Below are 25,820 nucleotides of genomic sequence, written 5' to 3' on the forward strand. Positions count from 1 at the left end.
TCTGCTCATGGCCTTCGTTGCCACGCTTATTGCCAATCCGTCAAACCCCGTTCTTGTTCCGGCCATCGCCGAGCAGGCGGCCGAAGCCGTCAAGGCGTCCGGACTCTACTGGCTGGCCGACGGCATCGCCTGCGATATCGCGCTCCGCGACGATACAGATTTGCAGGCGGCGGAGGCCAATATTCTGGCGGTCATCGGCAGCGAACGGATCGATCTCGTGATCCAGGAAACGGAAACCCGCCGCAAGAAACTGCTGATTGCCGACATGGACTCCACCATGATCGGCCAGGAATGCATCGACGAACTGGCCGCCGAAGTCGGCCTCAAGGACAAGGTTGCCGAAATAACCGCGCGCGCCATGAACGGCGAGATCGCCTTCGAGCCGGCCCTGCGGGAGCGTGTGGCCTTGTTGAAGGGATTGCCGCTTTCCGTCGTCGACGATGTCATCGCCAGGCGCATCACGTTGACACCGGGCGGGCCCGAACTGATCGCCACGATGAAGGCGAAGGGGTACTATACCGCTCTCGTTTCCGGCGGCTTCACCGTCTTCACCAGCCGGATCGGCGCCACCCTCGGCTTCGACGAAAACCGCGCCAATATCCTGCTGGAAGAAAACGGCTCGCTCACCGGCTTCGTCGCGGAACCGATCCTCGGCAAGCAGGCCAAGGTGGACGCGCTCAACGATATCGCCGACAAACTCGGCATTTCCGCCGACGATGCCCTGGCCGTCGGCGATGGCGCCAACGATCTGGGCATGCTTCAGCTTGCCGGCTCCGGCGTCGCGCTCCACGCCAAGCCGACAGTCTCGGCGCAGGCCAGGATGCGTATCGACCATGGCGACCTGACCGCCCTGCTCTACATCCAGGGCTATCGCAAGACGGATTTCATCAAACCATAGACCGGCGTGGATCGCTGAAACCGGAGGCCGCAGATGATCATCGCCGAAACCGACCGCCTCATCATCCGCAACTGGCGCGAAACGGATCGCGAACTTGTCTACGAGATCAACTCCGACGAGGCCGTCATGGAATTTTTCCCGTTTCGCCGCGATCGCGACGAAGCGAACGTCTTTTTCGATCGCGTTCATGCAATGATCGCCGGCACCGGGCTCGGTTTCTTTGCTCTGGAAGAAAAGGCGAGCGGCGAAACGATCGGCTTTTGCGGGCTGGCGCGCGTCGATCATCTCGAACCCCATATCCCGAAAGGCACGCTGGAGATCGGCTGGCGGCTGGCCGCGCGCTTCTGGGGCAAAGGCTTCGTAACAGAGGCGGCTCGCGCGCTTCTCGCCCATGCGTTCGAGCGGCTCGGCGCCGGCGAGATCGTTTCCTTCGCCGTGCATGACAATGCCAGATCGACGGCGGTAATGGAGCGGATCGGCATGCGTCGGGTCGAGGGCGGGGATTTCGATCACCCCGGCGTCCCCGCTACGCATCCTCATCTGAAGCGGCATGTGCTCTATCGCCTGACGACCGCCGAATGGCGCTCCGGGCGATGATCTTCATCGAAACGCCTCGGCTGATTCTCCGGCCATGCGCGCAAGAAGATCGCGAACTGTTTCATGAACTCAGCACGGATCCGGCCGTCCTTGAATTCTTTCCGTTCCGCCGCAGCCGCGAGGATGCCGATTCCATCTTCGGATTGATCCGGAACCTGACGCCCGAACCCGGCTTCGAGCTTCTGGTCATGGTATTGAGGGATAGCGGCGAGGCAATCGGCTTCTGCGGACTGTCCAGATTGCAGCTTGAGCCTCATTTACCGAAAGATGCCGTCGAAATCGGCTGGCGGCTCTCGACACGCCATTGGGGCAACGGTTATGCGACCGAGGCCGGCGTGGCGCTGGCGCGCTACGCTTTCAACGTCCTGAAGCTTGAGGAAATCCTGTCGATCTCCGTCCATGACAACAGGCGCGTGCTGGCGGTGATGCGCAAGATCGGCATGCAGCGCGATCCCGCCTGCGATTTCGACCATCCGCAAATTCCGGATACGCATCCGCATCTGAAGCGGCACATCGTCCATCGCCTGAGCGCCACCGAATGGCGCTTGCGGCAGATCAGGCACATCGAAGGCTGAATTCTACTCCAGCGCGACGGCGATGAAGCGCAAGTCACCATTCGGAGACGCGATCATCATCTGCGCATTGCGGCGGCCTTCACGCTTCAGCGAGGCCACCTTTTCCGAAGCGGCATTCGGGGTCTGGACGAATTCCTGGGCGACTTCCACGACGACGTCGCCCGGCTTCAACCCTTTTTCCGCTGCCGCCGAACCCGCCGCGACTTCCGTGATGACGACACCGTCGACGCTATCGGCAATTCCGAAACTCTTGCGGTTCTCGGCGCTCAGCGTCGCCAGCTTCATGCCCAGCACGGTCGCACTTGTCTGCGCCTGCGGTTGAGCCTGCGGAGACTGCTGCGGGTCCTCTCCCTGGTCTTGCCCATCCATGCCGTCATCGCTGCCCTCGTCGCCGTCGTCGGGATTGATGACGCCGCCGTTGCCGTTATCGTCCGGCGCGAGTTGCGGCTTCTTGTTCTTGTCGGTGCTTGCCGCGGCGGCCTGATCGCTGTCTTCCAGCCGGCCCAGCGTGACCTTCACGGTCTGTTCCTTGCCATCGCGATAGATGACGACATCGACTTCCTTGCCGACGGGGCTTTCGGCAACGACGCGCGGCAGGTCGCGCATCTCGTCCACGTCCTTGCCGTCGAATTTCAGGATCACATCGCCCGCCTTGATCGAGCCGTTGTCGACGGGGCCGCCCTTGATGACCCCCGCCACGAGCGCGCCCTTGGCGTCGGCCAGGCCAAGACTGCTGGCGACATCGTCCGTCACCGGCTGGATACGCACGCCGAGCCAGCCGCGGCGAGTCTCGCCGAAATCCCGGAGCTGATTGACGACGCCTTCCGCCAGCTCGGAAGGCACGGCAAAACCGATGCCGATCGAGCCGCCGCTTGGGGAAATGATGGCGGTGTTGATGCCGATCACCTCGCCCTTCATGTTGAAGAGCGGACCGCCGGAATTGCCCTTGTTGATCGCCGCATCCGTCTGGATGAAGTTGTCATAGGGGCCGGCATTGATGTTGCGGCCCCGCGCCGAGACGATACCGATGGTCACGGACCCGCCGAGACCGAAGGGATTGCCGATCGCCATCACCCAGTCGCCGATCCGCATCTTGGAGGAATCGCCGAATTTCACTGCGGTCAGCGGATGCTTCGGCTCGACCTTCAGGACCGAAAGATCGGTCTTCGTATCGGTGCCGATCAGCTTCGCTTTCAGCTTGGTGCCGTTCGGAAAAATCACCTCTATGTCGTCGGCGCCTTCGATGACGTGATTGTTCGTGACGATGTAGCCGGCGGGATCGATGACGAAGCCGGAGCCGAGCGAGCTCACCTTGCGGTTGCTGTTGTCGTCTTTCTTGTTGTTGAAGAAATCGTTGAAATAGTCCTGATAGGGCGAGTTGTCCGGCACCTTCGGCGTCGCCGGCCCGTCGCCCTCGTCCTTCACCTTCTGCGACGTGGAAATGTTGACGACGGCGTCGAGCAGTCCGGAGGCGAGATCGGCAACCGATTCCGGCCCGGCGTTCATTGCCGGGTTCCCCGTTATCTTGGGCGATGCTGCCGGCGGCGTCTGGTTATCGGTGGTGGCCGGCGCCTGGGCACCCGCGGCCGCACCGCTGTTCTGCGTCTGCGCATAAGCCTGTTCGCTAACGCCAGCAACAGGACCGGCAATCAGCGCCATGCTCGCGAGCAAGGCAAACGAACGGCTGAAAGGCAGGCGGTTGGTCGAAGCCATCAGGCATCCTCATCGAGAAAGGGAAATCTTGTATAAGCATCAACATAAGGCGGAATGATGAAGCGTGAAATCACCTTTTTGCGAAATCCCCGAACCTCAATGCCGCCGCTGCCGACATGGTAAAGGTGATGCAATCCGCCATAAAGAAAAGGGCCGCCCTGAGGCAGCCCTTCCATTCCTTGAATCGGCACTTAGTTCGCAGGCACCGTCGGATTTGCCAACGCCGGCGTCGTGGAATTGGGCGCGGAACCCGCAGGGCTGTCGAAGAACTTGAAGAAGTCCGACTTGTCGGGAGGCAGAACCAGCGTCTTGCCGCCCGAGCCAAGCGCCTTGTTGTAGGCGGCCATCGAGCGATAGAACTCGTAGAAGTTCGGATCGCGCTGCGATGCATCGGCAAAGATGCCGTTGCGCTCGGCTTCGCCCTGACCGCGAAGGATTTCCGAATCCTTCTGCGCATCCGCGACGATCTCGACGACCTGGCGATCCGCGATCGCGCGGCGGCGCTGGCCTTCTTCGTTACCGCGGGCGCGGATCAATTCGGCTTCCGCCAATCGCTCGGCCTTCATGCGGTCATAGGTCTGCTGCGACACTTCCTGCGTCAGGTCGGTGCGGCGGATACGGACGTCCTCGATATTGAGGCCGAGCGTTTCCGCATCGCGATGCAGGTCGTCGCGAACTTCCGTCATCATGGACGCACGCTCGCTGGAGAGTGCCGCATCGAAGCTGCGCAGACCGTAGACACGGCGCAGCGAAGCATCGAGGCGGGTTCTCAGGCGGGATTCCGCCGCATCGCGATCACCCGACACCGTCTCCCGGAACTTCCGGGCATCGGCGATCTTGTAGACGACGAAAGCATCGACCTCATAGAACTTGCCGCCCGAAACCTGAACGCGAATGTTGTCCAGATCGAAACGCAGCTCCTGCTGCTGGATGTATTGAACGCGGTCGGCATCCATGAAGGCGAAGGGTAGCTTGAAATACAGGCCCGGTTCCGTCTTGACCTCGCGGATCTGGCCGAAGCGCAGGACGATGGCCTGCTCGCGGGCATTGACCACGAACACCGACGAATAGATGAGCAGCAGGATCACCGCGAGCGCGATGAGAATGGCTGGCAAACGGCTGGACGTCATTATTTGGCCTCCGGCTGAGTTGCAGCGGCGGGCTTGCCTGCCTGCGTCGTGGACTGCTTGCCGATTTCACTCAGCGGCAGGTAAGGCACGACACCCTGCTTGTCGTCGATGATGATGCTGTTGGAATTGCCGATGACGGACTCCATGGTTTCAAGGAACAGCCGCTTGCGGGTCACTTCCGGCGCCTTGACGTATTCGTCGTAGATGGAGATGAAGCGTTGCGCCTCACCCTGCGCCTCCTTCACGATACGATCCTTGTAGGCGGCAGCTTCTTCGCGAATCTGCGCCGCGCGACCGCGCGCCTGACCGAGCTTCTGGTTGGCGTACTGATTGGCCTCTTCCACCTGCTGGTCTTCGTTCTGCTCGGCACGCTGGACTTCGTCGAACGCATCCGCAACCTCGCGCGGCGGCGACACGTCCTCGATCGGCACGGCAGTAATGGAAATGCCGGCGCCGTAGCGGTCCATCGTATCCTGGATAATGTTCCGCACCTGGACCGCGATTTCCTGACGGTTGTCGCGATAGATGTCCTGTGCGGGACGACGGCCGACGATCTCGCGCATGGCGCTTTCGGCTACCTGCTGCAGTGTTTCGTCGGGGCTTTCGACATTGAAGAGATAGGATTGCGGGTTGGTCACGGAATAGAGGACCGAGAACTGCACGTTGACGATGTTCTGATCGCCCGTCAGCATCAGACCGGCAGTCGAACCGGCGCTGGAGCGTCCGCCGATATTTCGCTGCTGTTCCGTGATTTTCACGAATTCAACGCGGTCGATCGGCCAGAAATGGAAATGCAGGCCGGGCATCGAGACTTCCTCGCGCGGCTTGCCGAAACGCAACTCCACGCCGCGCTCGTCGGGCTGCACCGTGTAGATGCACTGGATCAGCCAGAAAACGGCAATCACCGCAATGATGATGAGGACGACGCCCGCATTGAAGCCACCGGGCACGAAACCCTTCAACCGGTCCTGGCCGCGACGAATAATATCCTCGAGATCCGGAGGCCCTCCGTTGCCGCTTCCGCGCGGCCGGTTCGGTCCTTGCCCCCAAGGTCCCTGATTATTTCCGCCGCCACCGCCGCCCCACGGGCCGCCGCCGCCGCCATTCTGATTGCTCCAAGGCATCAAAACCTCTTTGTTTGTTGACTCCCAGCATCGCGCCGAATCCGCGAAATTCATGGCTCGAAATCCACAGGCGGCAGCGATTGTTTCCCGTTATAGGTATCGAAGCACCTGCTTTCAACGCGACTTCAGGAAGTTCGTCGGATTCATTGGAAAATATTTGATTTTCGGGGGCAGCTTTTACGCTTTTCGCCTGAAATAGCTAACGAAACGCGTCGGATAAGTATCCTTTTCGCCAGCCGGCACGGCAAGCTCGCTATCGGCCTGCCAGATGGCGGGATCGATCCTTGGAAAGGCCGTATCGCCCTCCACATCCGCCTCGACATGGGTAATCAGCAACCGATCGGCGAGACCGATCGCCTGCCGATAGATTTCCCCGCCGCCCAGGATACAGATCTCGTCGGAATTGCTTTCTTCGGCGAGACGGGACGCGGCCGCGATCGCTTCATCGAGCGAATGGGCCACCACGATCCCGTCGGCCGAAAAGCCGGCGTCGCGCGTGATGACGACATTCGGCCGGCCGGGCAAGGGCTTGCCTATCGACTGGAACGTCTTGCGCCCCATGATGACCGGCTTGCCCAAGGTCATCGCCTTGAAGCGCTTGAGATCGGATGACAACCGCCAGGGCATATCGCCTTCGCGCCCGATGATACCGTTGCGCGATACGGCAACGACGATGGTCTTGCTCGGTTGGGTCATGCATCTCCCTCAGTCCACATCAGCGACGCCGGTGCGAGTCGGCCCGACGACTTTACATCATGATGGGCGTGGCGGGAGATGGAAGGCTCCTCACGCCTGCTTCAAACGTCGTTATTGAGCCTGTCGAGCTGAGCCGCCAGCACACCTCCGCCTTCTCGATCCTCTGCCATCTTTCGATAGAGCCCGGCCATGCCCCTGAATATCAGCGCGGCGGGATCGTCCTCGCCGAGGAAATCCGAAATCTCCTCCATCTCCGCAACCCAGCGATAGGCTTTGGGATACATGTCCGGAATGCCGTGAGCCAGCTTCGCATAGAGATCGGGCAGGCTCTCCTGCAGCTCTCGCTTCAGGGCGGCATCCGAGCCAGAACGGATCGCCGCGAGCAGCATGGCCGTGCCCAGACCGGTCACACCCTTGTTGATGCCGGCATAACACATCTTCAACGCCGAGGCCGCGCCGATGGCGCCATCGATGCGGCGAACCTGAAGCCCATGATGAGCAAGCACACCGCTGTCGTTGGCCGCATCGCCGCTGACGTAGAGCTTCGGCCCCTTCTGACCGGACTTCGGCGGGCCGCCGATAATGGAGCCGTCGAGAACCGCGCCGCAGTCGCTGCCGAAGATCGCCGCGACCTCGGCCATGGTCTGCGGCGAAATCGCGTTGCAGTCCATGAATGTCGTCCTGACACCTTCGCGGCGCATCCCGGCGGCGACCTGCCCGGCGACGACGACGGCCTGGGCGGGCGGCACGATGGACAGAATGAGGCGCGAAGCGACAACGGCGTCCAACCCGACAGGCTCCATGCCCGAAGCCCTCGCCCGCTCGACGGTCGCCGGCGAACGCCCCTCCAGACAGGTGACGACCCTCACCCCGTTTTCAACCAAACGCCTGGCGATGGCGCTGCCCATCGCACCGGCCCCGATAACTGCGATCTCCACCGGCGACCTCCTTTTCGCATAAGGGAGATGGCAACATACCGCCTAACGCCGAGCCGGACGAGTGGCATGCCGTGCAGCCACGCTAAGTTTAGCGTCCTTCCTCATGCGTTGCGAAGAACGAGCACGGCATAGGTGCAAGGCCCTCCGCTTTCATTCCTGAAGACGCAATCGGTCGGCGGGCCGAGCTCAAGGCAATCGCCCGCAGCCATGAAATGCCTGGCATCGCCTTCGTGAAACGTCAGCCGTCCCTCCAATATCCAGATGAGCTGCCGCATGAAGGCATAAGCCGATGCGGGCATCGGAACTTCCGCGCCCGCTGGCAGCTCGATGCGCACGAGGTCCAGCGGCAGATCCGACTTCGGGGAGACATGCCGCCGTTCGTAACCCGTCTGCGGATCGACCCACACAGGTTGTTCTTCCTTGCTGAGAAATCGCCCCTGCTGCATCTCGGCGCGCGCCATCAACGTCGACATGCTGAGGCTGAAGGCGCCGGAAAGCTTGCCGAGCAGCATCGCCGTCGGGCTGCTCTCCCCGCGTTCGATCTTGTGGATCATGGCACGGGAAACGGCTGAGCGCTCCGCCAGCTCCGTCAACGACCAGCCGCGGCTTTCCCGTTCGATGCGGATGCGCGCGCCAATGCGCCTGTCGATATCGTCAAGGTGAGACATGCGTTTTATTATAGTGGACGCCCGCAGGAATGACAATCGACCCCATGCCGCCAAACATGAGCATCAGCGAAGCCGAGCGACACAAAAATCAAACTCGCCATTCTTTGATAAATTCGTCTATCATTGAAATATAATGATATTTTACCAGGTCGATAACGGCCTTTACCGTCGACACCGATTATGGCCCGCCAGAATTCCTGTAACAATATAGTGGACAGCTATCCAAATCGGTGTATGACAGGCGATATCAGCAAACGACAAATCCAGCCGACCTGGTGGATACCAACGGAGCCGCCGATGCAAATTCGCGATGCGAGAGAGGAAGACCTCGCCGGAATAACCGCGATCTACAACGACGCCGTCGCCAATACCGCCGCGATCTGGAACGAGACGCAGGTCGACATCGACAATCGCAGGCAATGGCTGCAGGATCGGCACAAATTGGGCTATCCGGTGCTGGTGGCTGCCGACGATCGCGGCGATGTGGTCGGCTACGCCTCGTTCGGCGACTGGCGCGCCTTCGACGGCTATCGCCATACGGTCGAGCATTCCGTCTATGTCCGCAATGACCAACATCGAGGCGGCATCGGCAAGGCGCTGATGATCGAGCTGATCGAGCGCGCCCGGAACATCGGAAAGCATGCGATGGTCGCTGGCATAGAGGCCGGCAACGTGGCGTCGATCAGGCTCCACGAAAAGCTCGGCTTCCAGCAGGTCGGCCTTCTTCCCGAGGTCGGCACCAAATTCGGACGCTGGCTCGATCTGGCATTCCTGCAACTGCTTCTCGACCGGCGGGAAGACCCGGATTCCGGCCCGGCCGCCTAACCGCTTCCGCTTATTTTCGAATCGGACGGAAAACCGCCGCGCACTTTGCTGGAATTGCTCTACACCGCGACCTCGGCCGCGATCGCGGCATGCGGCTCGTAGCCGGCAACCTCGAAATCCTCGATGCGATATTCGTCGATGCTGCCGGGCCGGCGCAGCAGGCGCAAGGTCGGGAACGGCCGCGGCTCGCGGCTGAGCTGTTCCCGGATCGCATCCAGGTGGTTGAGATAAAGGTGCACGTCGCCGCCCGACCAGACCAGTTCGCCCATATCCATATCGACCTGCTGCGCCACCATGGCCAGCAATGCCGCCTGCTGGCAGATGTTGAAGGGGTTGCCCAGGAACAGATCGCATGAGCGCTGAAAGACCATCAGGCTGAGGCGCGGCCGCCTGCCGCCCTCGGCCGATATGTTCGATACGTGAAACTGATAGACCATATGGCAGGGATGCAGCGCCATATCGGCCAGCTCGCCGACGTTCCAGGCATGGAAAATCATGCGGCGGCTGCTGGGATTGGATTTGAGATCGTTGATCACCGCAGCGAGCTGATCGTGCACCCGGCCCTCGGCATCGCGCCATTGCCGCCATTGCTTGCCGTAGACCGGGCCGAGATCGCCCCATTGGAGAGCGAAAGCCTCATCCTCCAGAACCCGCTTCTCGAAGGCCGGCTGATCGATATCCTCTCCCGTGACCTTACGATATTTCGCCAAAGGCCAATCGGTCCAGATCCGCACATTCTCCTTCAGGAGATTGCGGATGTTGGTATCGCCGGTCAGGAACCAGAGCATTTCCTTGACCGCGAGCTTCCAGTAGACGCGCTTCGTCGTGAAGATCGGAATCTGCCCCGTCGAAAGGTCGAAGCGCATCATCGCGCCGAGGCCGCTCAGAGTGCCGACGCCGGTCCGGTCGATGCGGCGATCCCCGTGCTCGAGCAGGTGCGCCATCAGGTCGAGATATTGATACTCCGGGTGACGAGCCATCTTCCGCTCCGAAATCGCTTGAGGTTTCCGGATAGCACGGATGCCGTCAGCAGCTGCCTGCCGCCGCGTGCCCGGCCGATTCCTTTTTCGCGATTTTAGTGACAAGCCGGTGCAAAACCAACCATGCCGCAAAGTAATTCAGGCAATTCTCGCATCACGCGACGCAAACCGATGTTTGCGCGAAGCATTTATGACAATTCCCCTTCCCATCGCCTGCGGAAAACACTATATCAGCCATGCCGGTCTTCGGACCGGCTATGGCGATAAACAAGCGGTGTAATAAACCTATTGGACCCGGGGGCGGTACCCGGCGCCTCCACCAAAAACCGGTCGGCAGACTTGCGTCGGACCGGCTTTTGATGGGGGCGAAACAGGATCGACAAGGGTGTAAAGATCGACTTTTTGCTCGGCATTGTACCACCGTTATCGGGCTAAAATTGTAGTTGCAAACGACAACTATGCGGAAGCTCGTCTCGCTGCTTAATCGCGGTGTGACACTTCAAATAAAGTCCTAAGGGGTCGCACTCTTAGGCGGGGTCCGAAGGCACCTGGCAACAGAAGCCTTCACCTTCTTCTCCAGTGCTATATTATAGACGACCAAGCGATGACTCGCGCATAGGGCTTTTCCGGTGGCGTTCAGCGTGGCATAAGCCTTACAAAAACATGGCCAACGAAAGACAGGAAAGCATGGGGCAGGATCATATCCGCTACGACATTTTGGCACAGGACGCCCTGCGTGGAGTGATCCGCAAGGTGTTGACCGAAGTCGGCGCCACGGGCCGCCTGCCCGGCGATCACCATTTCTTCATTACCTTTCTGACCGGCGCTCCCGGCGTGCGCATTTCGCAGCACCTGAAGGCGAAGTATCCGGAGCAGATGACCATCGTCATCCAGCATCAGTTCTGGGATCTTAAAATTACCGAAAGCCAGTTCGAAATCGGCCTCTCCTTCTCCGACGTTCCGGAAAAGCTGGTCGTGCCCTTTAACGCCATTCGCGGCTTCTACGACCCTTCCGTCAACTTCGAGCTGGAGTTCGACGTGCCGCTCGCCGACGAGGAGGAAATCCCTTCGAGCGAAATCACCGCCTACCCGGTGCCGGCCGAGGGCGAGGAAGCACCTGCGGCTACGGCCAAGGAAGGCGAGGAAAAGAAGCCGGGATCGGTCGTCTCTCTCGACGCATTCCGCAAGAAGCAGTAGGCATGGCGGGGGAAGCGTTCGCTTCCCCTTTTCCGTATTCAACGGGGAGATCGATGAGCGCCGAAATCGTCAATCTGCGTCAGTTTCGCAAGAAGCAGGCCCGCTCGGACAAGGAAAAACAAGCCGAGCAGAACCGCATCGCCTTCGGCCGCACCAAAGCCGAAAAGACGCTGACGAAGGCGCTCAACGAGAAGACCGCGAAAACGCACGAAGCGGGCCGAATCGAGACTCCGAAGACCGAAGACTAATTTTTATTCCGGCATAAAAACTTCCGAAATCAGTTGCTTACGCCTGCATTTTGAATCACTTTCAGAAACATCCCTCCATTTCCGATTTTTGATCGATCCGCCGATGATCCGTAAACATTCCGCGACGCTGCATGGCCATCGCACGAGCTTTTCCCTTGAGGATGCCTTCTGGACAGAACTGAAGGCTATCGCCAGCGCGCGCGGCACGTCGCTCGCAGCGCTGATCTCGGAGATAGACGACGGTCGCGAGGCCGGCAGCAACCTCTCGTCGGCGCTTCGCCTTTATGTCCTCAAATGGCTGAAGGATCGCAACTAGAGCAATTCCAGGAAAAGTGCGGAGCGATTTTCCGTTCGGAATTGCGTCAAAAAACGAAGAGATGGAACGGCTTGGAGATTCAGTGAAGGGCGGGGCCGGCGTCGATGCTCGTTGCATGGGCACCAGTGCCCTTGTGAGTGCGTTCGGGCCGCCAGATACGAATCCGTCAGCCGGCGCCGTCTCTACTGCGCCCCTCCGGGCAAGCCGTTGAAATTCAGCGGCGCCGTCGTTTGCGGGGCAGGACTGCTCTGGGCCGGCGCATGTTGAGCATCGGCTTTGGCCCGCGCCTCTGCAGCTGCCTTGGCCTCTGCGGCTGCCTTGGCTTCTGCTGCGGCCTTGGCCTTTGCTGCCTCTTCCGCCGCCTGCTTGGCCCGCGCCTCCTCCTCCGCCTGTTTTTGCGCAGCCGATTGCCTGGCCAGATCGCGCAGCCGGATCTCTTCGGCGCGGCGCTGCTGCTCGATGGCGGCATCGCGCTGGCGCTGGGCCTCCCGAATGCCTGCCGTATATTTGTAGAGTGCCACCTCGCGCCGCAGCCGTTGCTTTTCAAGCACATTGGCCTGCAGACGCTCGACGCGGCGGCGCTCGCGCTCGAATGCGCGTACCGACAGGAAGCCTGTCACGTCGGTCACATCGAGTGTTCGGCCCGGCGTTGCCAGCGGCCCGGCGAAATCGAGGCGCAGAGCCGGTTCTGCGCCGCTCTGCGCTTCGGCTCCCGCATTGAAATCGATGCCCAGAGACCCGCGCAGACGCTCGTCCGGCAAGCTGATTTCGGCATTGCCGGAGAGCTTCGCCAGATCGTTGCCGGCCGCGATGTTCGTTGCGCGCGCCACTCCGGCGGAAATATTGAAGGGTATGTTCGTCGCCGGCAGAACCGCCTCGCCGTTGTTGAGCAAGGTCTGGACGATCGGCAACACCTTGGCGCCGGTGATATCGCCCTGGATCTGATCCGTCGCCGATAGCAGCGGCGGCAGGACGGAGAGATTGAGGCCGCGCACATGCGTTTCGCCAAGCTGAAGCTCGCCCGAGCCACTGGCGTTTGCCGCAAGGTCGGCGATGCTCTTGCCGCTTGCTTCGGCATTCATCGCAAGGCCGAAGCGGCCACTCGCAAGCGGTGCTCCATCACGCTGCCAGGCAACGGCTGCAAGGTCGCCATTGGCGAGATTGAGCTTCGCCTGAAGCAACCCCGTGCCGTCAGAATTGGCGAGCATCACATTGCCTCCCAACGTGCCGCCGTTCCAGCCCCCCGTCAGATCGTTCAGCCGCAACTCTTCGCCCTTGTAGGCCGCATTGGCGGTGAAATTCGAGATGGGGCCGAATATGCCGGGCCATACCTGTTTTGCAGACAGCTTGACGCCGATGTCCATGCCGCTGAAGGCAGGCAAGCCGAGCTTGTCCTTGTTTAGGGCGCCCGTCTTCGGGTCGCTTATGGGCCCATAGATAGCCTCCGCCAGCCAGTTGAGATCGGCCTTGTCGAGCACGAGTTCGCCCGTCGCCTTGAGGTTCGGCGCTTTTCGGTCGAAGGTCAGCGTGCCGGACATGTTATTGTCGGCAAACAATCCCTTCATGTCCGAAAACACGATCTTGTCCGGGCTCAGCGCGGCATTGGCCTGGAATTTCACCGGCAAGCCAGCGCCCATCTGCGGGATGCCGATGCCGTTCATCACGAAATAGGGATCGATATCGGCGCTTTCGAGCGACAGCGCCATGGTGCCGTTGAGGAAAGTATCGGGACGCACGTCAACCTTGCCGTTCGCGGTAAACGACGTCTTGTCGGTCGCAAAGGTCAATGCCGCATCGGCGGGGTCGGTGCCGCTGGCGGACACCTTCAGCGTCAGGCGGCCATTGGCGTCGGCCTCGACCGGCAAGGGATCGAGCCCCGCCTGGCCGAACAGGATCGACGTGACCGAGTTTTCCAGCGTTCCTTCCAGCGTGGTCGTGCCCTTGCCCGCGAAGGCCGAGAGATCGGACATGCGGTAGTCGAAATTGACGCGGCTGCCGTTGGAAACGCCGGCCAGCGTGACCGTCAGCGCATTGTCCTGATCGCCGCCAAGCGTAACGGCGCCGCGCAGGGCGGTATTCCCATACCAGGCCGCATTGCGCACCAGCCTGTCCATGACGGGATGATGCGGCAGATGCTGGCGCAGCATTTCGAAGAACGGCGCGGGATCGGCGGCCTTGAAGGTGATCTCCCCCGAACCCTTATAGTCGGAAGGAGAACCATCGGCGCGGCCCGTTGCGGTGATTTCGGCGCCAGCGACGTTGCGGACCGAAAGCTTGTCGAGCGTAAGAGCGCCGTCCGCGATGGAGAATGACGTATCGACATCTTCGGCCGGCACGCCGAAGGCCATGAACTTCCCGGCCTGCAGATGCGCGGTGATCCGGTGATCGAACAGGGTTTCGCCGCTATCCTGGCCTGTAAAGAGCCCCGTCAGCGCCCGCAGCGCGTCAAGATCGAGCGCATCGCCGATGAGGTCGACGGCGAGCTGCGGCGGGTTCTTGTCCGTCCCTCCCTTACGGTCGAGCCGGCCCTTGAGCGTGGCCGAACCAATTGCGATCTCCAGGTTCTCGAAGCGTTGCTCTTCATGCCGCAGGCTGACATCGGCGGAAAAACCGGCCTGGCGCAGCTGGCGAATCGCCGGATCCACGGAGCCCACCAGCCAGGACGACAGCCCCGAGGGCTGGTTGGATGCGACCACCAGATTGCCGATGAAGTTCGGCTCGCCCTGCAGCATCAGATTGCCGCGCGCCTCGACCTGCGTGCGTCCCGGCAGCGTGCCGACGGCGTGATCGATCTTCCACCCCGTCCCCGCCGGCTCGAGATCGAGCTGCACGTCGCGGATGGTCGTGTCCCCCGCGACGATCGCCGGCAGCCGGAAAGTCGCCTTGCCGGGGACCTGAGGCACCGGGATTTCGGCGGCGATGGCAATCAGGTTGTTCAGGCGCTGCCGCGCCGAGATCGCGGGGTTGCGATTGGTCTTGCCGTTGGAGCCTTTGTTGTTGCCGAGGCGGTTGACGTCGATCTGCTGCCCATCGGCCGTCAGAAGAAACTCCGGCTTGGAGCCGGTATCCAGCGTCGCTTCGCCGGTAACCACATAAGGGTCGTCGTCGGCGCCGACTTCGAGGCGGTATTCCGGCACGCGAATGCGATCGTTCGTCAGCTCGAAACGGCCCTTGAAACGCGGCTGGGCCTTCTGATCGGCAACATCGTGGACTTGCTTGTCGTTCACGCCGGCGGTGAAGGAACCGATGTAATCGGGCTTGCTGTCGACCAGCTTCAACTCGCCGTCGAGATCGACATTGAGAGGATGGCGATCCGGCATCAGCCGGGTGCGGACGCGCAAAACACCGTTGTCGTCGGGCTGGCTGCTGGAAACCGTGAAATTGCCATGTTCGTTGTCGAGCGCCCCGTCGCCTTCGATGCGCCAGGGCCCGGCAAGCGACCGCGCCGACATCTGGGCGTTCAAGCCCGTGACATGCCGGGTGCGACCCGTCTGCTCGTCGATGAAGAGAATATCGCCATCTTCGACGTGAACACTCTCGAGCACGACGGACTTGGCGGGAATCTCGGGCTGGCTGCCGCGCATCCAGTCCAGTGTGCCGTCTTTCAGCAGACGCAGCCGCACCTTGGGCTTCGACACGCGCATGTCGAAAATCAGCGCTTCGCCGGAAAGGAAAGGCGCAAGTTCGGCATCCATGGAGAATTCGGCAATCTGCACCAGCGGCGTGCCGTCCGCCTCCTGGCCGACACGGACGTCATGCAGCGTCACGGAAGGGAACGGCAGCAGGCGGGCATCGACGGTGCCGTGAACGGTCACTTTCTTGCCGATGATCCGGCTCGCCTGATCCTCGAAATTCTTGCGAAAATCGGTCCAGTCTATGAAGAGCGGAGCGAGCAGCGCCACGAACAGCACCACCACCAGCAACCCACCCAGAAAAACCAGGACCTTACCTAACAATGCGCACCGTCTCCAATCTTCATTCCCAACACATGCCAAGCCGTCGTTCGTCAGAGCGCATGTACGGCTTAACCCGGAATATGCGCAGTTCTACCCGATCCCTGCCCGCGACAGCAGCTCTTTTTCAGAGACCTGCACCCCATCTAGCGCTTAGATGCAGCTTTTCATGACAAAAACCGGAAAAGAACGGTTGCAGCCTAGCGCCATTCGCGCCGGTAGCAAGCCAAGATCATGAAAATATTCCATCTTTCAGTCCCTTCGGAAGATCTTCCCAGGATTGAAGATAGCATCCGGATCGAGCGCATCCTTGATCTGGCGCATCAGATCGACGGCATCGCCGAGCTCCTGCTCGAGAAACGCCATCTTGCCCTGCCCTATCCCGTGCTCGCCCGTGCATGTGCCGTCCATCGCCAGCGCACGCGCATTGAGACGCGCAACGAAATCCTCGACGACAGCGATCCCTTCCGGGGTCTTGTCGTCGAACAGGACAAGCACATGAAAATTGCCGTCGCCCGCATGACCGACGATCGGCGCCAGCAGACCATGCGCCTCGATATCTGCCTGGGTCTCCGCCACGCATTCGGCCAGCCGCGAGATCGGCACGCAGACGTCCGTCGATAGCGCGGCCAGTTCCGGCGCCAGCGCACGGCAGGCCCAATAGGCGTCATGGCGGGCCTTCCAGAGCTTGGTGCGCTCCTCCGCATTGCTCGTCCAGAGAAATTCGCCGCCACCGCATTCGGCGGCGATTTCGGCAAATTGCGCCGATTGCAGCACGACGGTCTCGTCCGTACCGTGAAATTCGAGGAAAAGCGTTGGTTTCTCGTCGTATGTGAGGCCGGAATAGCGATTGCAGGCCCGCATCTGCATCGCGTCCAGCAATTCGATGCGCGCGACGGGAATGCCCATCTGGATCGTCATGATGACGGCGTCGCACGCCGCCTTGATGTCCGGAAAGGCGCAGGCGCCGCCGGCGATCTTCTGCGGAATGCCCTGCAGGCGCAGGGTGATCGAGGTCAGCACGCCGAGCGTGCCTTCGGCACCGACGAACAAGCGCGTCAGATCGTATCCGGCGGACGATTTCCTGGCGCGGCGGGCGGTGCGGATTTCCTCGCCATTGGCGGTAACGGCGGTCACGGACAGCACATTGTCCTTCATGGTGCCGTAGCGCACGGCGTTCGTTCCCGAGGCGCGTGTCGATGCCATGCCGCCGATCGAGGCATTGGCGCCGGGATCGATCGGGAAAAACAGGCCGGTGTCGCGCAGATAGGTATTGAGCTCCTCGCGGGTGACGCCGGGCTCGACCGTGCAATCCAGATCCTCGGCGTTGACTTCAAGAATACGGTTCATACGGCTGAAATCGATGGAAATTCCGCCCTGCGGCGCATTCACCTGACCTTCCAGCGACGAACCCGTTCCGAAAGGAATGACCGGAACCTTGTGTTCGGCGCACGCCTTGACGACCGCCTGCACATCCTCGCTGGTTTCAGCGAAAACAACACCGTCCGGCAGCTGCGACGGAATATAGGTCGTCGTGTGGGCATGCTGGGCGCGAAAACTTTCGCCGGTCTGGAAACGTTCTCCGAAAGCCTGTTTCAGCACGCCGAGAACGGCTGATATCCCAGCCTCGTTGCGTGTTCCCGCCTTCGCATCAGCCAGAACCATAGTCCGAATCTCCCATCGCGATCATCAGGGGGGCGTTAACCCTTTTATCGGTTCTATGGGCCATCGGCGCGGCGCTGTCCAGTCATGAAAAGATCGAACTTGAACCTGCCTCGGCCAGGGCGCGGGCGGCAAGTTCGAGCGGCTGCCGGACCTGCCGGAAAGCAGTCAGCGGCGCGCTCCTGCGCCGCGCACCATACTGCTCCACGCGCCTGGCGCAATGCCGAACGCTTTCTTGAAATGCCGGGTCAGATGGCTCTGATCGGCAAACCCGGTGGCGGCGGCAACTTCGGCAATCGGCTCGCCTCCGCCGATCAGCGCCTTGGCCTGCTGCAGCCTGCGCATCAGCAGAAACCGGTGCGGGCTCGTGGCAAAGGCGGCGCGGAAATGCCGCGCAAGCGCGAAACGATCGAGGCCGGTAACGCGCTCCAGCTCCTGAGAGCGGACGCCGCGCACGACATGCGCCTCGAGATAGTCGCGCGCCGCCTTCACCTGGCTCCAGGCGATGCTGCCCAAAAGTCGCTGAGGCAGCCGGGCATGCTGCGCGAGGCCATCGGCAAGACGAGAAACGAAATCGTCGACGAAGAGCTCATCCAGTTCGCGATCGAGTTCGCCAAGCGCCGCCAGCAGCAGACCTGCAAGCCGATCGTCCTCCACGACCGGGTCGTCGACGAAGGGCAGGCCGATGCGCGCGGCCTCCAGGCATTGAAACAGTACCGACGGTTCGAGATACAGCATGCGATAGACAAGCCCGTCCTCGGTCGCAGCTCCGCCGTCATGCAGCTCGTCGGGATGCAGAACGATCACCCTCCCCGGCAAGCTGTAGCGCCGCTCGCCACGGTAGCGGAATGTCTGCACGCCCCGCATGGTCACGCCCAGCGCATAGGTGTCGTGCCGATGCAGATCGAATGCGTCACCGCGAAACTGCGCCTGGATGCGCTCTATTCCCGGATAGGCCGGCGCGGACAGGATGCGGTTGGTCTCCGGCGTCACGCACAAACGTTCAAGACCTTCGAAGATCTGTCCGGCTACGTTCTCGCGCAACGTCCCTTTTTCAGACTGCATGAAAGTGACCACCGATGTTCGATACCAAAATCGCGATCGTTTTGCGAAGCGACCTGCAATCCTGGCAAAAGCTGAATGTGACTGCCTTCCTGTCGACAGGCATTGCCGGACAATATCCGGATATCATCGGCGAACCCTATCGCGATCGGGCCGGCAACGTCTACAATGCGCTGTCGATCCAGCCCGTCATCGTTCTATCCGCCGATGAGGACAACATCGCCGCCATCCACCGCCGCTCGCTGGAGCGGGGCGTCACCTCTTCCATCTTCATAGAGGAAATGTTCTCGACCGGCCATGACGCGGCCAATCGCGCCGTCTTTGCCGAATTCGCGCCCGAAGACGCCCGGGTCGTCGGCATCGCCTTGCGTGCCGACAAGAAAACCGTCGACAAGATCACCAAGGGCGCGAGCATGCATAGATGATCCGACGAAGGCGGCCGGATCACGAGACCCGGTCGCCTTCATCGAACGGGCTTAGCCGTTCTGCGTGATCGGCGCGATCTGGATCTCGACACGGCGGTTCTGGGCGCGGCCAGCTTCGCTCGCATTGGACGCGACCGGCTGCGACGGGCCGAAGCCAATCGCCGACATGCGGCGCTGATCGATGCCCTGGCTGCCGAGATAGGAGGCGACCGAGCCGGCGCGGCGTTCGGACAGATCCTGGTTATGCTGCAGGCTGCCGGTCGAATCCGTATGGCCGTTCACGTCGATCAGCGTGCGGTTGAACTTGCGCAGAACGATCGCGACGGAATTCAGCGTCGGGAAGAATTCCGGCTTGATCGCATCCTGATCGACGTCGAAGGTGATCGCCGACGGCATGTTCAGGATGATGCGGTCGCCAACGCGCGTCACCGAAACGCCCGTGCCCTGCAGCTGTGCACGCAGTTCGGATTCCTGTTGGTCCATGTAATTGCCGATGCCCGCACCCGCGAGTGCGCCCACGCCGGCGCCGATCAGCGCGGCATTGCGGCGCGAGGCCGGCGAGTGACCGATGAGGAGACCGGCAACAGCACCCACGCCGGCGCCGATCGCCGCACCGCCGGCCGTATTGGAAACTTTCTGCTCCCCCGTGTAGGGATCGGTGGTCGTGCACGCGTTCAAAAAGGCTGCCGCCAGGGCAAGCATGGCAATTTTCTTGATCATGGAATCGTCGCTCTCCGGTTCAATGGCCGCAGCAGATATGAAGCATTGCGGCAATATCATGAAGAGAAAACATCTCCATGCCTCTATCCCCTGCGCAGTGCAGCTTTTCTGAAGCGGATCGGCTCCTTCGGCCCGAAAACCGGCCGAAGGAGTCGCAAGTCGACTAACTCTCGACCCGACGGCCCGATCAGAAATTCTGGAAGAGCTGCGTTAGCGTCTTGTAACTGGCATTGGCGATAGACAGAGATTGCAATCCGAGCTGCTGTTGGGTTTGCAACGCCAGGACCTTGCTGGACTGCTGCTCCATATCGGCATCCACGAGCTTGCCGACACCGCTGGTCAGCGAATCGCTGAGATCCTTGGCGAACTCCGTCTGAAGGTTGATGCGCGATTCCAGGGAGCCGAAGGCGGACCCGATCGTCTTGAGCTGGCTCAGCATCGCCGTTACGGTGTTGACCATGTCGACGACGGCGCCCTGCGTCGTATTCGCTTCGAGCGCGATTTCGACCTGACCGCTCGTATCGCCGTTCCTGCTGTTAAGCAGCACGTAATTTTTCGCGGCACCGGCCTCCACCGCGAAAGCGGTTGAGGTCAGCACGCCATATCCTCCGGTGCCGCCTGACTGATCGTCGATCAGATAACGCGCGTCGAGCGAGCTGATGGGGCCGGTCGTCGAAGTCACGCCCGCATAGTTGAGCATGCCGATCCGGATGGTGCCATTGGAGCCGCGGATCAGCGAACCCGGAACCTCATGCGGAGCAGCCGGGTCCGCGCCGTCCTGCAACACGATCCAGTTGACGCCGTTGAAGGTTGCCGATTCTCCGATACTGCGCAGCTGCTGCTTGAGCTGGCTGATCTCATCGTTGAGCTTGGTCTTGTCGACGCTGCTCTCATAGGCGCCGACAAGCTTCGTCCTGATTTCCGTCACCACGTCGATTGCACTGCCGACGCCCGTGGAGGCGGTGCTGACCGTGGAGGCAGCAAGACCGAGCGCATTCTGCACCGACGAGATAGCGCCGATGTCGGTATGCGTCAAAGTCGAGATTCGCCAATATGTGGCATTGTCCTTGACCGTCTGCACCCGCAGGCCCGACGACATCTGCCGCTCCGCGTTGGTGAGTTTGGTCTGGGTGTCCTTCAGCACTTCCAGTGCTGTATTCACAGAGGGACTGACCCTGATGAAGGTCGAAAAAATACTCACGGCACATGAACTCCGAACGCAACGATACGCAACAAATACAAGGAGACATTGAAACCTTGCCGCGGGCGCTCATGCGCGCGGGCCGACGTCGGCGAACAGGGAGGCAGGCCAAAACAACGCCTGCGCTCCAGCGGTTACATACAACCATGATTAGCAAACATGCTTAAGAAAGCACTAAGCGATACGCATGCTTCACCATAAACAGGCGTATTGACCGCAATCGGCCGCAACTCACCCGTGCTGCCCTATTCCGCGGCGCGCAGGTTGGCCAGCTTGGAGCGCAGCGCCGCATCCGACATTTCGTCGTGCAACCGCTGCTCTTCATGCGTCTGTGGCTTTGCAAAGCGAGCTATCAGCAGATAGGCGACCGGCGTGATGTACAGCGTGACCAGGGTCGCGAAACCGAGGCCGCCGACGATCACCCAGCCGAGCGCGATACGCGCTTCCGCGCCTGCACCTTCTGCAAAAACCAGCGGCACGCCACCAAGGATTGTCGCGATCATTGTCATCATGACCGGGCGCAAGCGCAAGGCGCACGCCTTCTCGATCGCCTCGCGCACGCTTTCGCCCTTGTCACGGAGCTGGTTGGCGAACTCTACGATCAGAATACCGTTCTTCGCCATAACCCCGACAAGCAGCACGAGGCCGATCTGGCTGTAGATGTTAAGGCTCGAACCGGTGATGACGAGTGCGAAGACGGCGCATGCCAGGCCGAGCGGCACGGTGGACATGATGATGAGCGACGACAGAATGCTTTCGAACTGTGCCGCAAGCACCAGGAAGATGATGACGATGGCAAAGCCGAAGGTGAGCGCCATGCCGCTGGAATTCTCCTCCAGCGTCGCCGCTTCGGCAAGCGGCATCAGCCGCGACCCCGGCGGCAAGAGTGGCGTCGCGATCCGCGTTACGTCCTCGACGGCCTGTCCGAGGGACATACCGTTCTTGAGCCCGGCCGTAATTGCAACCGAGGCAAGCTGCTGTTCGCGGGTCAGCTGCGGCGCGACGGCATTCTCCTTCAGCGACGCGATCACCGACATCGGCACGATCTTGCTGTCACCCGTCTTCAGAAACACGTTTTCCAGATCGGTCGGATCGTCTATCGGCCGCATCGTCGAGGTCAGCAGCACCGGATAGGATTCGCCTGCCACGAAAACATCGACAACGGAACGCCCCTCCAGCAACGACTGAAGCGCAACGGAAAGGCCCGTAATGTCGACCCCGAGATCGGATGCGCGCTCACGGTCGATGCTGACGGAGACCTGGGCCTGCGTCGGCTCGTTGTTGAGCCTCGGCGTGTCGAATTGCCCGGTCGCGTCGAGCGCCTGAACCAGTTTCAACGCGGCCTCGGTGAGCGCCTCGTGATCGTTGCCGATAAGGGCCATCTGCACGCCGCTGCCAGCGCCGCGAATGCGCAGGCTGTTGGCCTGAACGACGTTGCCGCGAAGGGCCGGCACATTGGCCATGGCACGGTTGATATCGGTGACGATTTCCTGCTGGGTGCGATGGCGCTCGCTCCAGGGCGCCAGGGTCAATACCATGAAGCCGCTGTTCTTTTGGCTGCTCATCCCCGAAATCGCATAGATGTTGCGGATATCGCCGCTGTCGCGCAGCGGCTGCAACCGTTCCTCGACGCGCTGCAACTGATCCTTCGTATAGTCAAGCCCGGCGCCCTGCGGCGTCGTCAGGCGCAGCATGACCATCGCTCGGTCCTCGCTCGGCGTCAGCTCGCTTTTGACATTGACGAAGGACAGGACGGCAGCGGCCGAAAACAGGGCGCAGAAGACGATGACGACAAATGGCGCGTTGAGACAGGCCCGGAGCGTGCGGCGATAGACGCTGGCGAAAAGTTCGCCGAAGCGGCCGAGCGCCCCGTGTTCCTCGCGCATCTCCTTGGTCAGCAGCCGCGAGGCGAGCATCGGGCAAAGCGTCAGCGCGACGATGGAGGACAGCCCGACGGAGAAGGCCAGCACGAATCCGAACTCGCGGAACAGGCCGCCGACCTGCCCCGGCAGGAAGGACAGCGGAATGAACACGGCGGCAAGCGTCGCCGTCGTGGCGATGACGGCGAAGAAGACCTCGCGGGTGCCAAGCACGGCAGCGGCGCGCGGTCCGATCTTCTCGGCCCGGCGCCGCACGATGTTCTCGAGCACGACGATGGCGTCATCGACCACGAGGCCGGTCGCCAGCACGATCGCCAGCAGCGTCAGGATATTGACCGAAAAGCCGACCATATAAAGCGCGGCGAGCGTGCCGATGAGCGCCACCGGCATGGTGACGACGGGAATCAGCGTCGCCCGCCAGTCACGCAGGAAGAGATAGATGACGGCCGTGACGATCAGCGCCGACAGGACGAGCGCCAGCACGACTTCGTGGATCGCACCCTGAATGAACAGGGCATCGTCGCTGGTGATGACGATGCGCGTTCCCTCGGGTAGCGATTTCGACAGCTGCGCGACGACGGCCTTCACGCCCTCGGAAATATTCAGCGTGTTCGACTGCGCCTGGCGGATAATGCCGAGGCCTACGCCCTGCACGCCGTTCGAGCGGAGCGCGGTCGTGCCGTCCCTCGGCCCGAGCGTGACGGTCGCGACATCGGAGAGCCGCACGCGATCCTTGACGATCAGCCGGGAGAAATCCTCCGGCGTCTGCAACGCCGCCGTGGCGCGTACGACGATATCCTGCCGCGCGCTCTTCAACGATCCGGCCGGCACGTCGAGCGCGGCGGTCGCAAGCGCCGTCGTCAGGTCGCCGATCGTCAATCCGCGCCCTGCGAGCGCCGCCTGATCGACATCGATGCGGAAAACCTTCTCCTGATCGCCGTAAAGCTCGACATCGGCAACGCCCTCGACAGAGGCCAGCCGGTCGGTGATCTCCTTGTCCACGAGTTGCGTCAGGTCGTCCATCGTCATGGTGCTCGACGTGACTGCAAGGCGCATGATCGGCTGCGAATCCGAATCCGCCTTGACGATCTGCGGCGCGTCCGCCTGATCCGGCAATTGTTCGGTAATGCGGCCGATGGCATCGCGGACATCGTTGGCGGCGACCGAAAGGTCGGTCGCGTCGGAAAATTCGAGCGTCACGCGGCTCTGGCCGAAAGACGAGCTGGAGGAGACGGATTTCAGGCCGCTGACGCGGGCAACGGCGCCTTCGATGATTTTCGTCAGCTCCTGGTCGACGGTCTGCGGCGACGCGCCGTCGAACACGGTTCTGACCGTTACGACGGGCCGGTCGACGTCAGGCAATTCGCGCACTTCGACGCCGAAATAGGCCGCAAGGCCGGCGACGACCAGCAGCGTATTGAAGACCAGCGCCAGGATCGGCCGCCGCACGAAGAGTGCCGTGAAGGATTGCTTGCCCGCAGTCGCGCCGGCATCCGTCGTCTCATCATCGCCATGGGACATCATTGGGTGATGACCTCTCTGGTCTCGGCCACATCGCGGGCAAACCGCACCTCGCCGCCTTCGGTCACGCGCTGCAATCCCTCGACGACGATGAGATCGCCATTGCGGAGATCGCCACGAACCAGCACCGCGTCCGGATTGCGCTGCACGATGCTGACGCGCACTTTCGACGATTTGCCGCCGACAACGCGCCAGACATGCGCTCCGGCACCGTCCCACTGGACCGCAAGCGGATCGACCGAAGGATAGGATTCGCCGGCAAAGCGCATGCCAACGTTAAAGGACATGCCTGCCCGCAATTCGTCGGAGGGATTGTCGATGCGCCCGCGCACGCGCAGCGTCCGGCTCGCGCCATCGACGCGATTGTCGACGGCTTCCACCACGCCCGAGAAAACGCGGCCGGGCAACGCGACCGACGTCGCCTCCAGAGGCTGAGCGACCTTGACGGTATTGGCAAAGCGCTCCGGCACCCAGTAGTCCACCAGGATCTCGGACCGATCGTCCAGGGTTACGATATTGCTCGTCGTCGTGACATTGTCGCCGATGACGACAGGCACGATGCCGACGATCCCGTCGATCGGCGCGACGATGTTGCGGCGCGAGAGCGCCAGTTCCGCCGATTGCAGCGCCAGCTTCGCTCCCTGCTCGGCAATCTCCGCATCGAAGACATCCATGCGTGACACGCTGGACTTGATGTTGTGGTAGAGCTGCGCCTTCTCGGCAGCGCTTTTCAGCGCAACTTCCGCCTGCCCGCGGGCGATGACCTGCTCGTCGTCGTCAAGACGCGCCAGCACCTGCCCTTGTCTGACCCTGTCGCCGGACTTGATGAGAATTTCCCGGATCGTTCCCGTCGCCTGCGGCATGACGGCAACCGAGCGGATGGCATCACCCGTGCCGATGGCGCTGAGGCGATCGTTGACGATGCCGCTCGCAACGGGCTCCGTCACCACAAGCGGAATGTTCTGGCCGCGCCGCGCACCGTCACCGGCCGCATCGCCGCCCTTCCCCGCGCCGGCATCCTCATCGCGCGTGATGGCCGCCAGGAGCTTCTCGGGAACACCTGCTTTCTGCAGCAGGCCCGTCACGCCGGGCACGAAAGCCACGACAGCGGCAATGCCTGCCACCAGCAAGAAAAAAGACAAGGAAAGCTGCTTCCAGGCGGTCATGCACGTCTCCGGCTCGTTATGTCAGAGGCGATGAAATCGCGTCGTTGATTTGGTACGGTTCCCGTCACACCCAGCGCACTTAAAGGGAACCAAATTTCATGTCGGACGGCTCTATACTGCAAGATTGTGCCCGATTTGCTGCAATATCGTGTTTTTGAGCATATGCGGCAAGCTTTGAGGCGGATTATGACAAAGTTGTAATCCTGGCGCGAACAACGAGGCGTTTCATTTGCCCATCGGCAGGTGCGTTCCACCCTGGAAACGGCTTTCCCGCGAACGACAGCAGCCTGTGAATGTGCACTTTTTGTTCTAGTTTGGGCCCGTT

General features: G+C 61.5%; 23 protein-coding genes and 1 other RNA gene. 9 read left to right on the forward strand and 15 right to left on the reverse strand.

Translation table 11 applies throughout. The annotated features are described in order from the left end of the window. Nucleotides 1-7 precede the first annotated feature (7 nt). The 3 genes from serB to ACJJVH_RS08340 are packed head-to-tail and all read left to right on the forward strand — an operon-like array spanning nucleotide 8 to nucleotide 2,070. Nucleotides 8-898, forward strand: coding sequence for a phosphoserine phosphatase SerB (serB, locus tag ACJJVH_RS08330; protein WP_113385524.1), 891 nt, complete (start codon nucleotides 8-10; stop codon nucleotides 896-898). Between the two features lie 33 nt (nucleotides 899-931). After that, entirely contained in the window at nucleotides 932-1,495 is a 564-nt protein-coding gene (locus ACJJVH_RS08335) for a GNAT family N-acetyltransferase (RefSeq protein WP_113434806.1), read from the forward strand. Then, nucleotides 1,492-2,070, forward strand: a complete 579-nt coding sequence (locus tag ACJJVH_RS08340; protein ID WP_412065072.1) for a GNAT family N-acetyltransferase — start codon at nucleotides 1,492-1,494, stop codon at nucleotides 2,068-2,070. Before ACJJVH_RS08335 ends, ACJJVH_RS08340 begins: the two co-directional genes overlap by 4 nt. Nucleotides 2,071-2,073: 3 nt before the next feature. On the opposite strand, the gene ACJJVH_RS08345 is transcribed toward ACJJVH_RS08340, so the two are convergent. The 7 genes from ACJJVH_RS08345 to ACJJVH_RS08375 form a co-directional block, all read right to left on the reverse strand. After that, the gene (locus ACJJVH_RS08345) at nucleotides 2,074-3,783 is read right to left on the reverse strand and encodes a DegQ family serine endoprotease (RefSeq protein WP_113356679.1); all 1,710 of its coding nucleotides are present in this window, start codon (nucleotides 3,781-3,783) and stop codon (nucleotides 2,074-2,076) included. Then, a complete protein-coding gene (locus ACJJVH_RS08350; protein WP_162751753.1) occupies nucleotides 3,783-3,959 on the reverse strand; it encodes a hypothetical protein in 177 nt (58 codons plus the stop codon). The genes ACJJVH_RS08345 and ACJJVH_RS08350 overlap by 1 nt, the downstream gene beginning before the upstream one ends. A gap of 15 nt (nucleotides 3,960-3,974) precedes the next feature. Continuing rightward, complete coding sequence (gene hflC / locus ACJJVH_RS08355) at nucleotides 3,975-4,913, reverse strand: protease modulator HflC (RefSeq protein WP_112797904.1); 939 nt, start codon at nucleotides 4,911-4,913, stop codon at nucleotides 3,975-3,977. Further along, entirely contained in the window at nucleotides 4,913-6,037 is a 1,125-nt protein-coding gene (gene hflK, locus ACJJVH_RS08360; RefSeq protein ID WP_113356885.1) for an FtsH protease activity modulator HflK, read from the reverse strand. The genes hflC and hflK overlap by 1 nt, the downstream gene beginning before the upstream one ends. Nucleotides 6,038-6,214: 177 nt before the next feature. Beyond that, on the reverse strand, nucleotides 6,215-6,733 hold the full coding sequence (locus ACJJVH_RS08365) for a dihydrofolate reductase (protein WP_112797906.1): 519 nt from the start codon (nucleotides 6,731-6,733) through the stop codon (nucleotides 6,215-6,217). Nucleotides 6,734-6,834: 101 nt separating this feature from the next. Beyond that, nucleotides 6,835-7,671: an NAD(P)-dependent oxidoreductase gene (locus ACJJVH_RS08370; protein WP_113422973.1), complete on the reverse strand. Its 837-nt coding sequence runs from the start codon at nucleotides 7,669-7,671 to the stop codon at nucleotides 6,835-6,837. Between the two features lie 101 nt (nucleotides 7,672-7,772). Then, nucleotides 7,773-8,339 (reverse strand): XRE family transcriptional regulator, encoded by a 567-nt coding sequence (locus ACJJVH_RS08375; RefSeq protein WP_113404786.1) that lies wholly within the window; start codon nucleotides 8,337-8,339, stop codon nucleotides 7,773-7,775. A gap of 297 nt (nucleotides 8,340-8,636) precedes the next feature. Between ACJJVH_RS08375 and ACJJVH_RS08380 the strand changes: the two genes are divergently transcribed. Beyond that, nucleotides 8,637-9,164 carry a GNAT family N-acetyltransferase gene (locus tag ACJJVH_RS08380; RefSeq protein WP_112798186.1) on the forward strand — a complete coding sequence of 176 codons (528 nt, stop codon included), beginning with the start codon at nucleotides 8,637-8,639 and terminating at the stop codon, nucleotides 9,162-9,164. Between the two features lie 59 nt (nucleotides 9,165-9,223). On the opposite strand, the gene ACJJVH_RS08385 is transcribed toward ACJJVH_RS08380, so the two are convergent. Then, nucleotides 9,224-10,144: a thymidylate synthase gene (locus ACJJVH_RS08385; protein ID WP_113356676.1), complete on the reverse strand. Its 921-nt coding sequence runs from the start codon at nucleotides 10,142-10,144 to the stop codon at nucleotides 9,224-9,226. A gap of 199 nt (nucleotides 10,145-10,343) precedes the next feature. Between ACJJVH_RS08385 and ssrA the strand changes: the two genes are divergently transcribed. The 4 genes from ssrA to ACJJVH_RS08405 all read left to right on the forward strand — a co-directional run bounded on the left by ssrA (nucleotide 10,344) and on the right by ACJJVH_RS08405 (nucleotide 11,905). Beyond that, nucleotides 10,344-10,713, forward strand: a transfer-messenger RNA (tmRNA) gene (gene ssrA / locus ACJJVH_RS08390). Nucleotides 10,714-10,831: 118 nt separating this feature from the next. After that, nucleotides 10,832-11,341, forward strand: coding sequence for an SspB family protein (locus tag ACJJVH_RS08395; RefSeq protein ID WP_112798188.1), 510 nt, complete (start codon nucleotides 10,832-10,834; stop codon nucleotides 11,339-11,341). Nucleotides 11,342-11,394: 53 nt separating this feature from the next. After that, entirely contained in the window at nucleotides 11,395-11,589 is a 195-nt protein-coding gene (locus tag ACJJVH_RS08400; protein WP_112797914.1) for a DUF4169 family protein, read from the forward strand. Between the two features lie 103 nt (nucleotides 11,590-11,692). Then, entirely contained in the window at nucleotides 11,693-11,905 is a 213-nt protein-coding gene (locus ACJJVH_RS08405; protein ID WP_113356883.1) for a ribbon-helix-helix domain-containing protein, read from the forward strand. A 182-nt stretch (nucleotides 11,906-12,087) separates the two neighbouring features. Here ACJJVH_RS08405 and ACJJVH_RS08410 read toward each other — a convergent pair whose 3' ends face one another. From ACJJVH_RS08410 to ACJJVH_RS08420, 3 genes are all read right to left on the reverse strand, one after another. Continuing rightward, a complete protein-coding gene (locus ACJJVH_RS08410; protein ID WP_412065073.1) occupies nucleotides 12,088-15,861 on the reverse strand; it encodes an AsmA family protein in 3,774 nt (1,257 codons plus the stop codon). Nucleotides 15,862-16,110: 249 nt separating this feature from the next. After that, nucleotides 16,111-17,523, reverse strand: a complete 1,413-nt coding sequence (locus ACJJVH_RS08415; RefSeq protein ID WP_113385517.1) for an FAD-linked oxidase C-terminal domain-containing protein — start codon at nucleotides 17,521-17,523, stop codon at nucleotides 16,111-16,113. 165 nt (nucleotides 17,524-17,688) lie between these two features. Further along, nucleotides 17,689-18,585, reverse strand: coding sequence for an AraC family transcriptional regulator (locus ACJJVH_RS08420; protein WP_412065074.1), 897 nt, complete (start codon nucleotides 18,583-18,585; stop codon nucleotides 17,689-17,691). Between the two features lie 14 nt (nucleotides 18,586-18,599). Here ACJJVH_RS08420 and ACJJVH_RS08425 point away from each other — a divergent pair, with 14 nt between their 5' ends. Next, nucleotides 18,600-19,007, forward strand: a complete 408-nt coding sequence (locus tag ACJJVH_RS08425; RefSeq protein ID WP_113356672.1) for a DUF2000 family protein — start codon at nucleotides 18,600-18,602, stop codon at nucleotides 19,005-19,007. Nucleotides 19,008-19,058: 51 nt separating this feature from the next. Here the strand turns inward: ACJJVH_RS08425 and ACJJVH_RS08430 are convergent, their stop codons facing one another. The 4 genes from ACJJVH_RS08430 to ACJJVH_RS08445 form a co-directional block, all read right to left on the reverse strand. Further along, nucleotides 19,059-19,727 carry an OmpA family protein gene (locus tag ACJJVH_RS08430; protein ID WP_113385653.1) on the reverse strand — a complete coding sequence of 223 codons (669 nt, stop codon included), beginning with the start codon at nucleotides 19,725-19,727 and terminating at the stop codon, nucleotides 19,059-19,061. A gap of 187 nt (nucleotides 19,728-19,914) precedes the next feature. Next, complete coding sequence (locus ACJJVH_RS08435; RefSeq protein WP_412065075.1) at nucleotides 19,915-20,928, reverse strand: flagellin; 1,014 nt, start codon at nucleotides 20,926-20,928, stop codon at nucleotides 19,915-19,917. A gap of 245 nt (nucleotides 20,929-21,173) precedes the next feature. After that, the gene (locus tag ACJJVH_RS08440; protein WP_412065076.1) at nucleotides 21,174-24,332 is read right to left on the reverse strand and encodes an efflux RND transporter permease subunit; all 3,159 of its coding nucleotides are present in this window, start codon (nucleotides 24,330-24,332) and stop codon (nucleotides 21,174-21,176) included. Further along, a complete protein-coding gene (locus ACJJVH_RS08445) occupies nucleotides 24,329-25,495 on the reverse strand; it encodes an efflux RND transporter periplasmic adaptor subunit (protein ID WP_412065077.1) in 1,167 nt (388 codons plus the stop codon). Before ACJJVH_RS08445 ends, ACJJVH_RS08440 begins: the two co-directional genes overlap by 4 nt. Nucleotides 25,496-25,820 lie beyond the last annotated feature (325 nt).

Source organism: Rhizobium sp. SYY.PMSO, assembly GCF_046840415.1.
Lineage (GTDB): Bacteria > Pseudomonadota > Alphaproteobacteria > Rhizobiales > Rhizobiaceae > Rhizobium.

Bases quoted from the DNA above. Each gene is read 5' to 3' on its own strand.
- hflC (WP_112797904.1), bottom strand. From the start codon at position 4,913: ATGACGTCCAGCCGTTTGCCAGCCATTCTCATCGCGCTCGCGGTGATC.
- ACJJVH_RS08405 (WP_113356883.1), top strand. From the start codon at position 11,693: ATGATCCGTAAACATTCCGCGACGCTGCATGGCCATCGCACGAGCTTT.
- ACJJVH_RS08425 (WP_113356672.1), top strand. From the start codon at position 18,600: ATGTTCGATACCAAAATCGCGATCGTTTTGCGAAGCGACCTGCAATCC.
- ACJJVH_RS08445 (WP_412065077.1), bottom strand. From the start codon at position 25,495: ATGACCGCCTGGAAGCAGCTTTCCTTGTCTTTTTTCTTGCTGGTGGCA.
- serB (WP_113385524.1), top strand. From the start codon at position 8: ATGGCCTTCGTTGCCACGCTTATTGCCAATCCGTCAAACCCCGTTCTT.
- ACJJVH_RS08375 (WP_113404786.1), bottom strand. From the start codon at position 8,339: ATGTCTCACCTTGACGATATCGACAGGCGCATTGGCGCGCGCATCCGC.
- ACJJVH_RS08365 (WP_112797906.1), bottom strand. From the start codon at position 6,733: ATGACCCAACCGAGCAAGACCATCGTCGTTGCCGTATCGCGCAACGGT.
- ACJJVH_RS08335 (WP_113434806.1), top strand. From the start codon at position 932: ATGATCATCGCCGAAACCGACCGCCTCATCATCCGCAACTGGCGCGAA.
- ACJJVH_RS08430 (WP_113385653.1), bottom strand. From the start codon at position 19,727: ATGATCAAGAAAATTGCCATGCTTGCCCTGGCGGCAGCCTTTTTGAAC.
- ACJJVH_RS08345 (WP_113356679.1), bottom strand. From the start codon at position 3,783: ATGGCTTCGACCAACCGCCTGCCTTTCAGCCGTTCGTTTGCCTTGCTC.
- ACJJVH_RS08385 (WP_113356676.1), bottom strand. From the start codon at position 10,144: ATGGCTCGTCACCCGGAGTATCAATATCTCGACCTGATGGCGCACCTG.
- ACJJVH_RS08400 (WP_112797914.1), top strand. From the start codon at position 11,395: ATGAGCGCCGAAATCGTCAATCTGCGTCAGTTTCGCAAGAAGCAGGCC.
- ACJJVH_RS08415 (WP_113385517.1), bottom strand. From the start codon at position 17,523: ATGGTTCTGGCTGATGCGAAGGCGGGAACACGCAACGAGGCTGGGATA.
- ACJJVH_RS08440 (WP_412065076.1), bottom strand. From the start codon at position 24,332: ATGATGTCCCATGGCGATGATGAGACGACGGATGCCGGCGCGACTGCG.
- ACJJVH_RS08340 (WP_412065072.1), top strand. From the start codon at position 1,492: ATGATCTTCATCGAAACGCCTCGGCTGATTCTCCGGCCATGCGCGCAA.
- ACJJVH_RS08395 (WP_112798188.1), top strand. From the start codon at position 10,832: ATGGGGCAGGATCATATCCGCTACGACATTTTGGCACAGGACGCCCTG.
- ACJJVH_RS08380 (WP_112798186.1), top strand. From the start codon at position 8,637: ATGCAAATTCGCGATGCGAGAGAGGAAGACCTCGCCGGAATAACCGCG.
- ACJJVH_RS08350 (WP_162751753.1), bottom strand. From the start codon at position 3,959: ATGGAAGGGCTGCCTCAGGGCGGCCCTTTTCTTTATGGCGGATTGCAT.
- ACJJVH_RS08420 (WP_412065074.1), bottom strand. From the start codon at position 18,585: ATGCAGTCTGAAAAAGGGACGTTGCGCGAGAACGTAGCCGGACAGATC.
- hflK (WP_113356885.1), bottom strand. From the start codon at position 6,037: ATGCCTTGGAGCAATCAGAATGGCGGCGGCGGCGGCCCGTGGGGCGGC.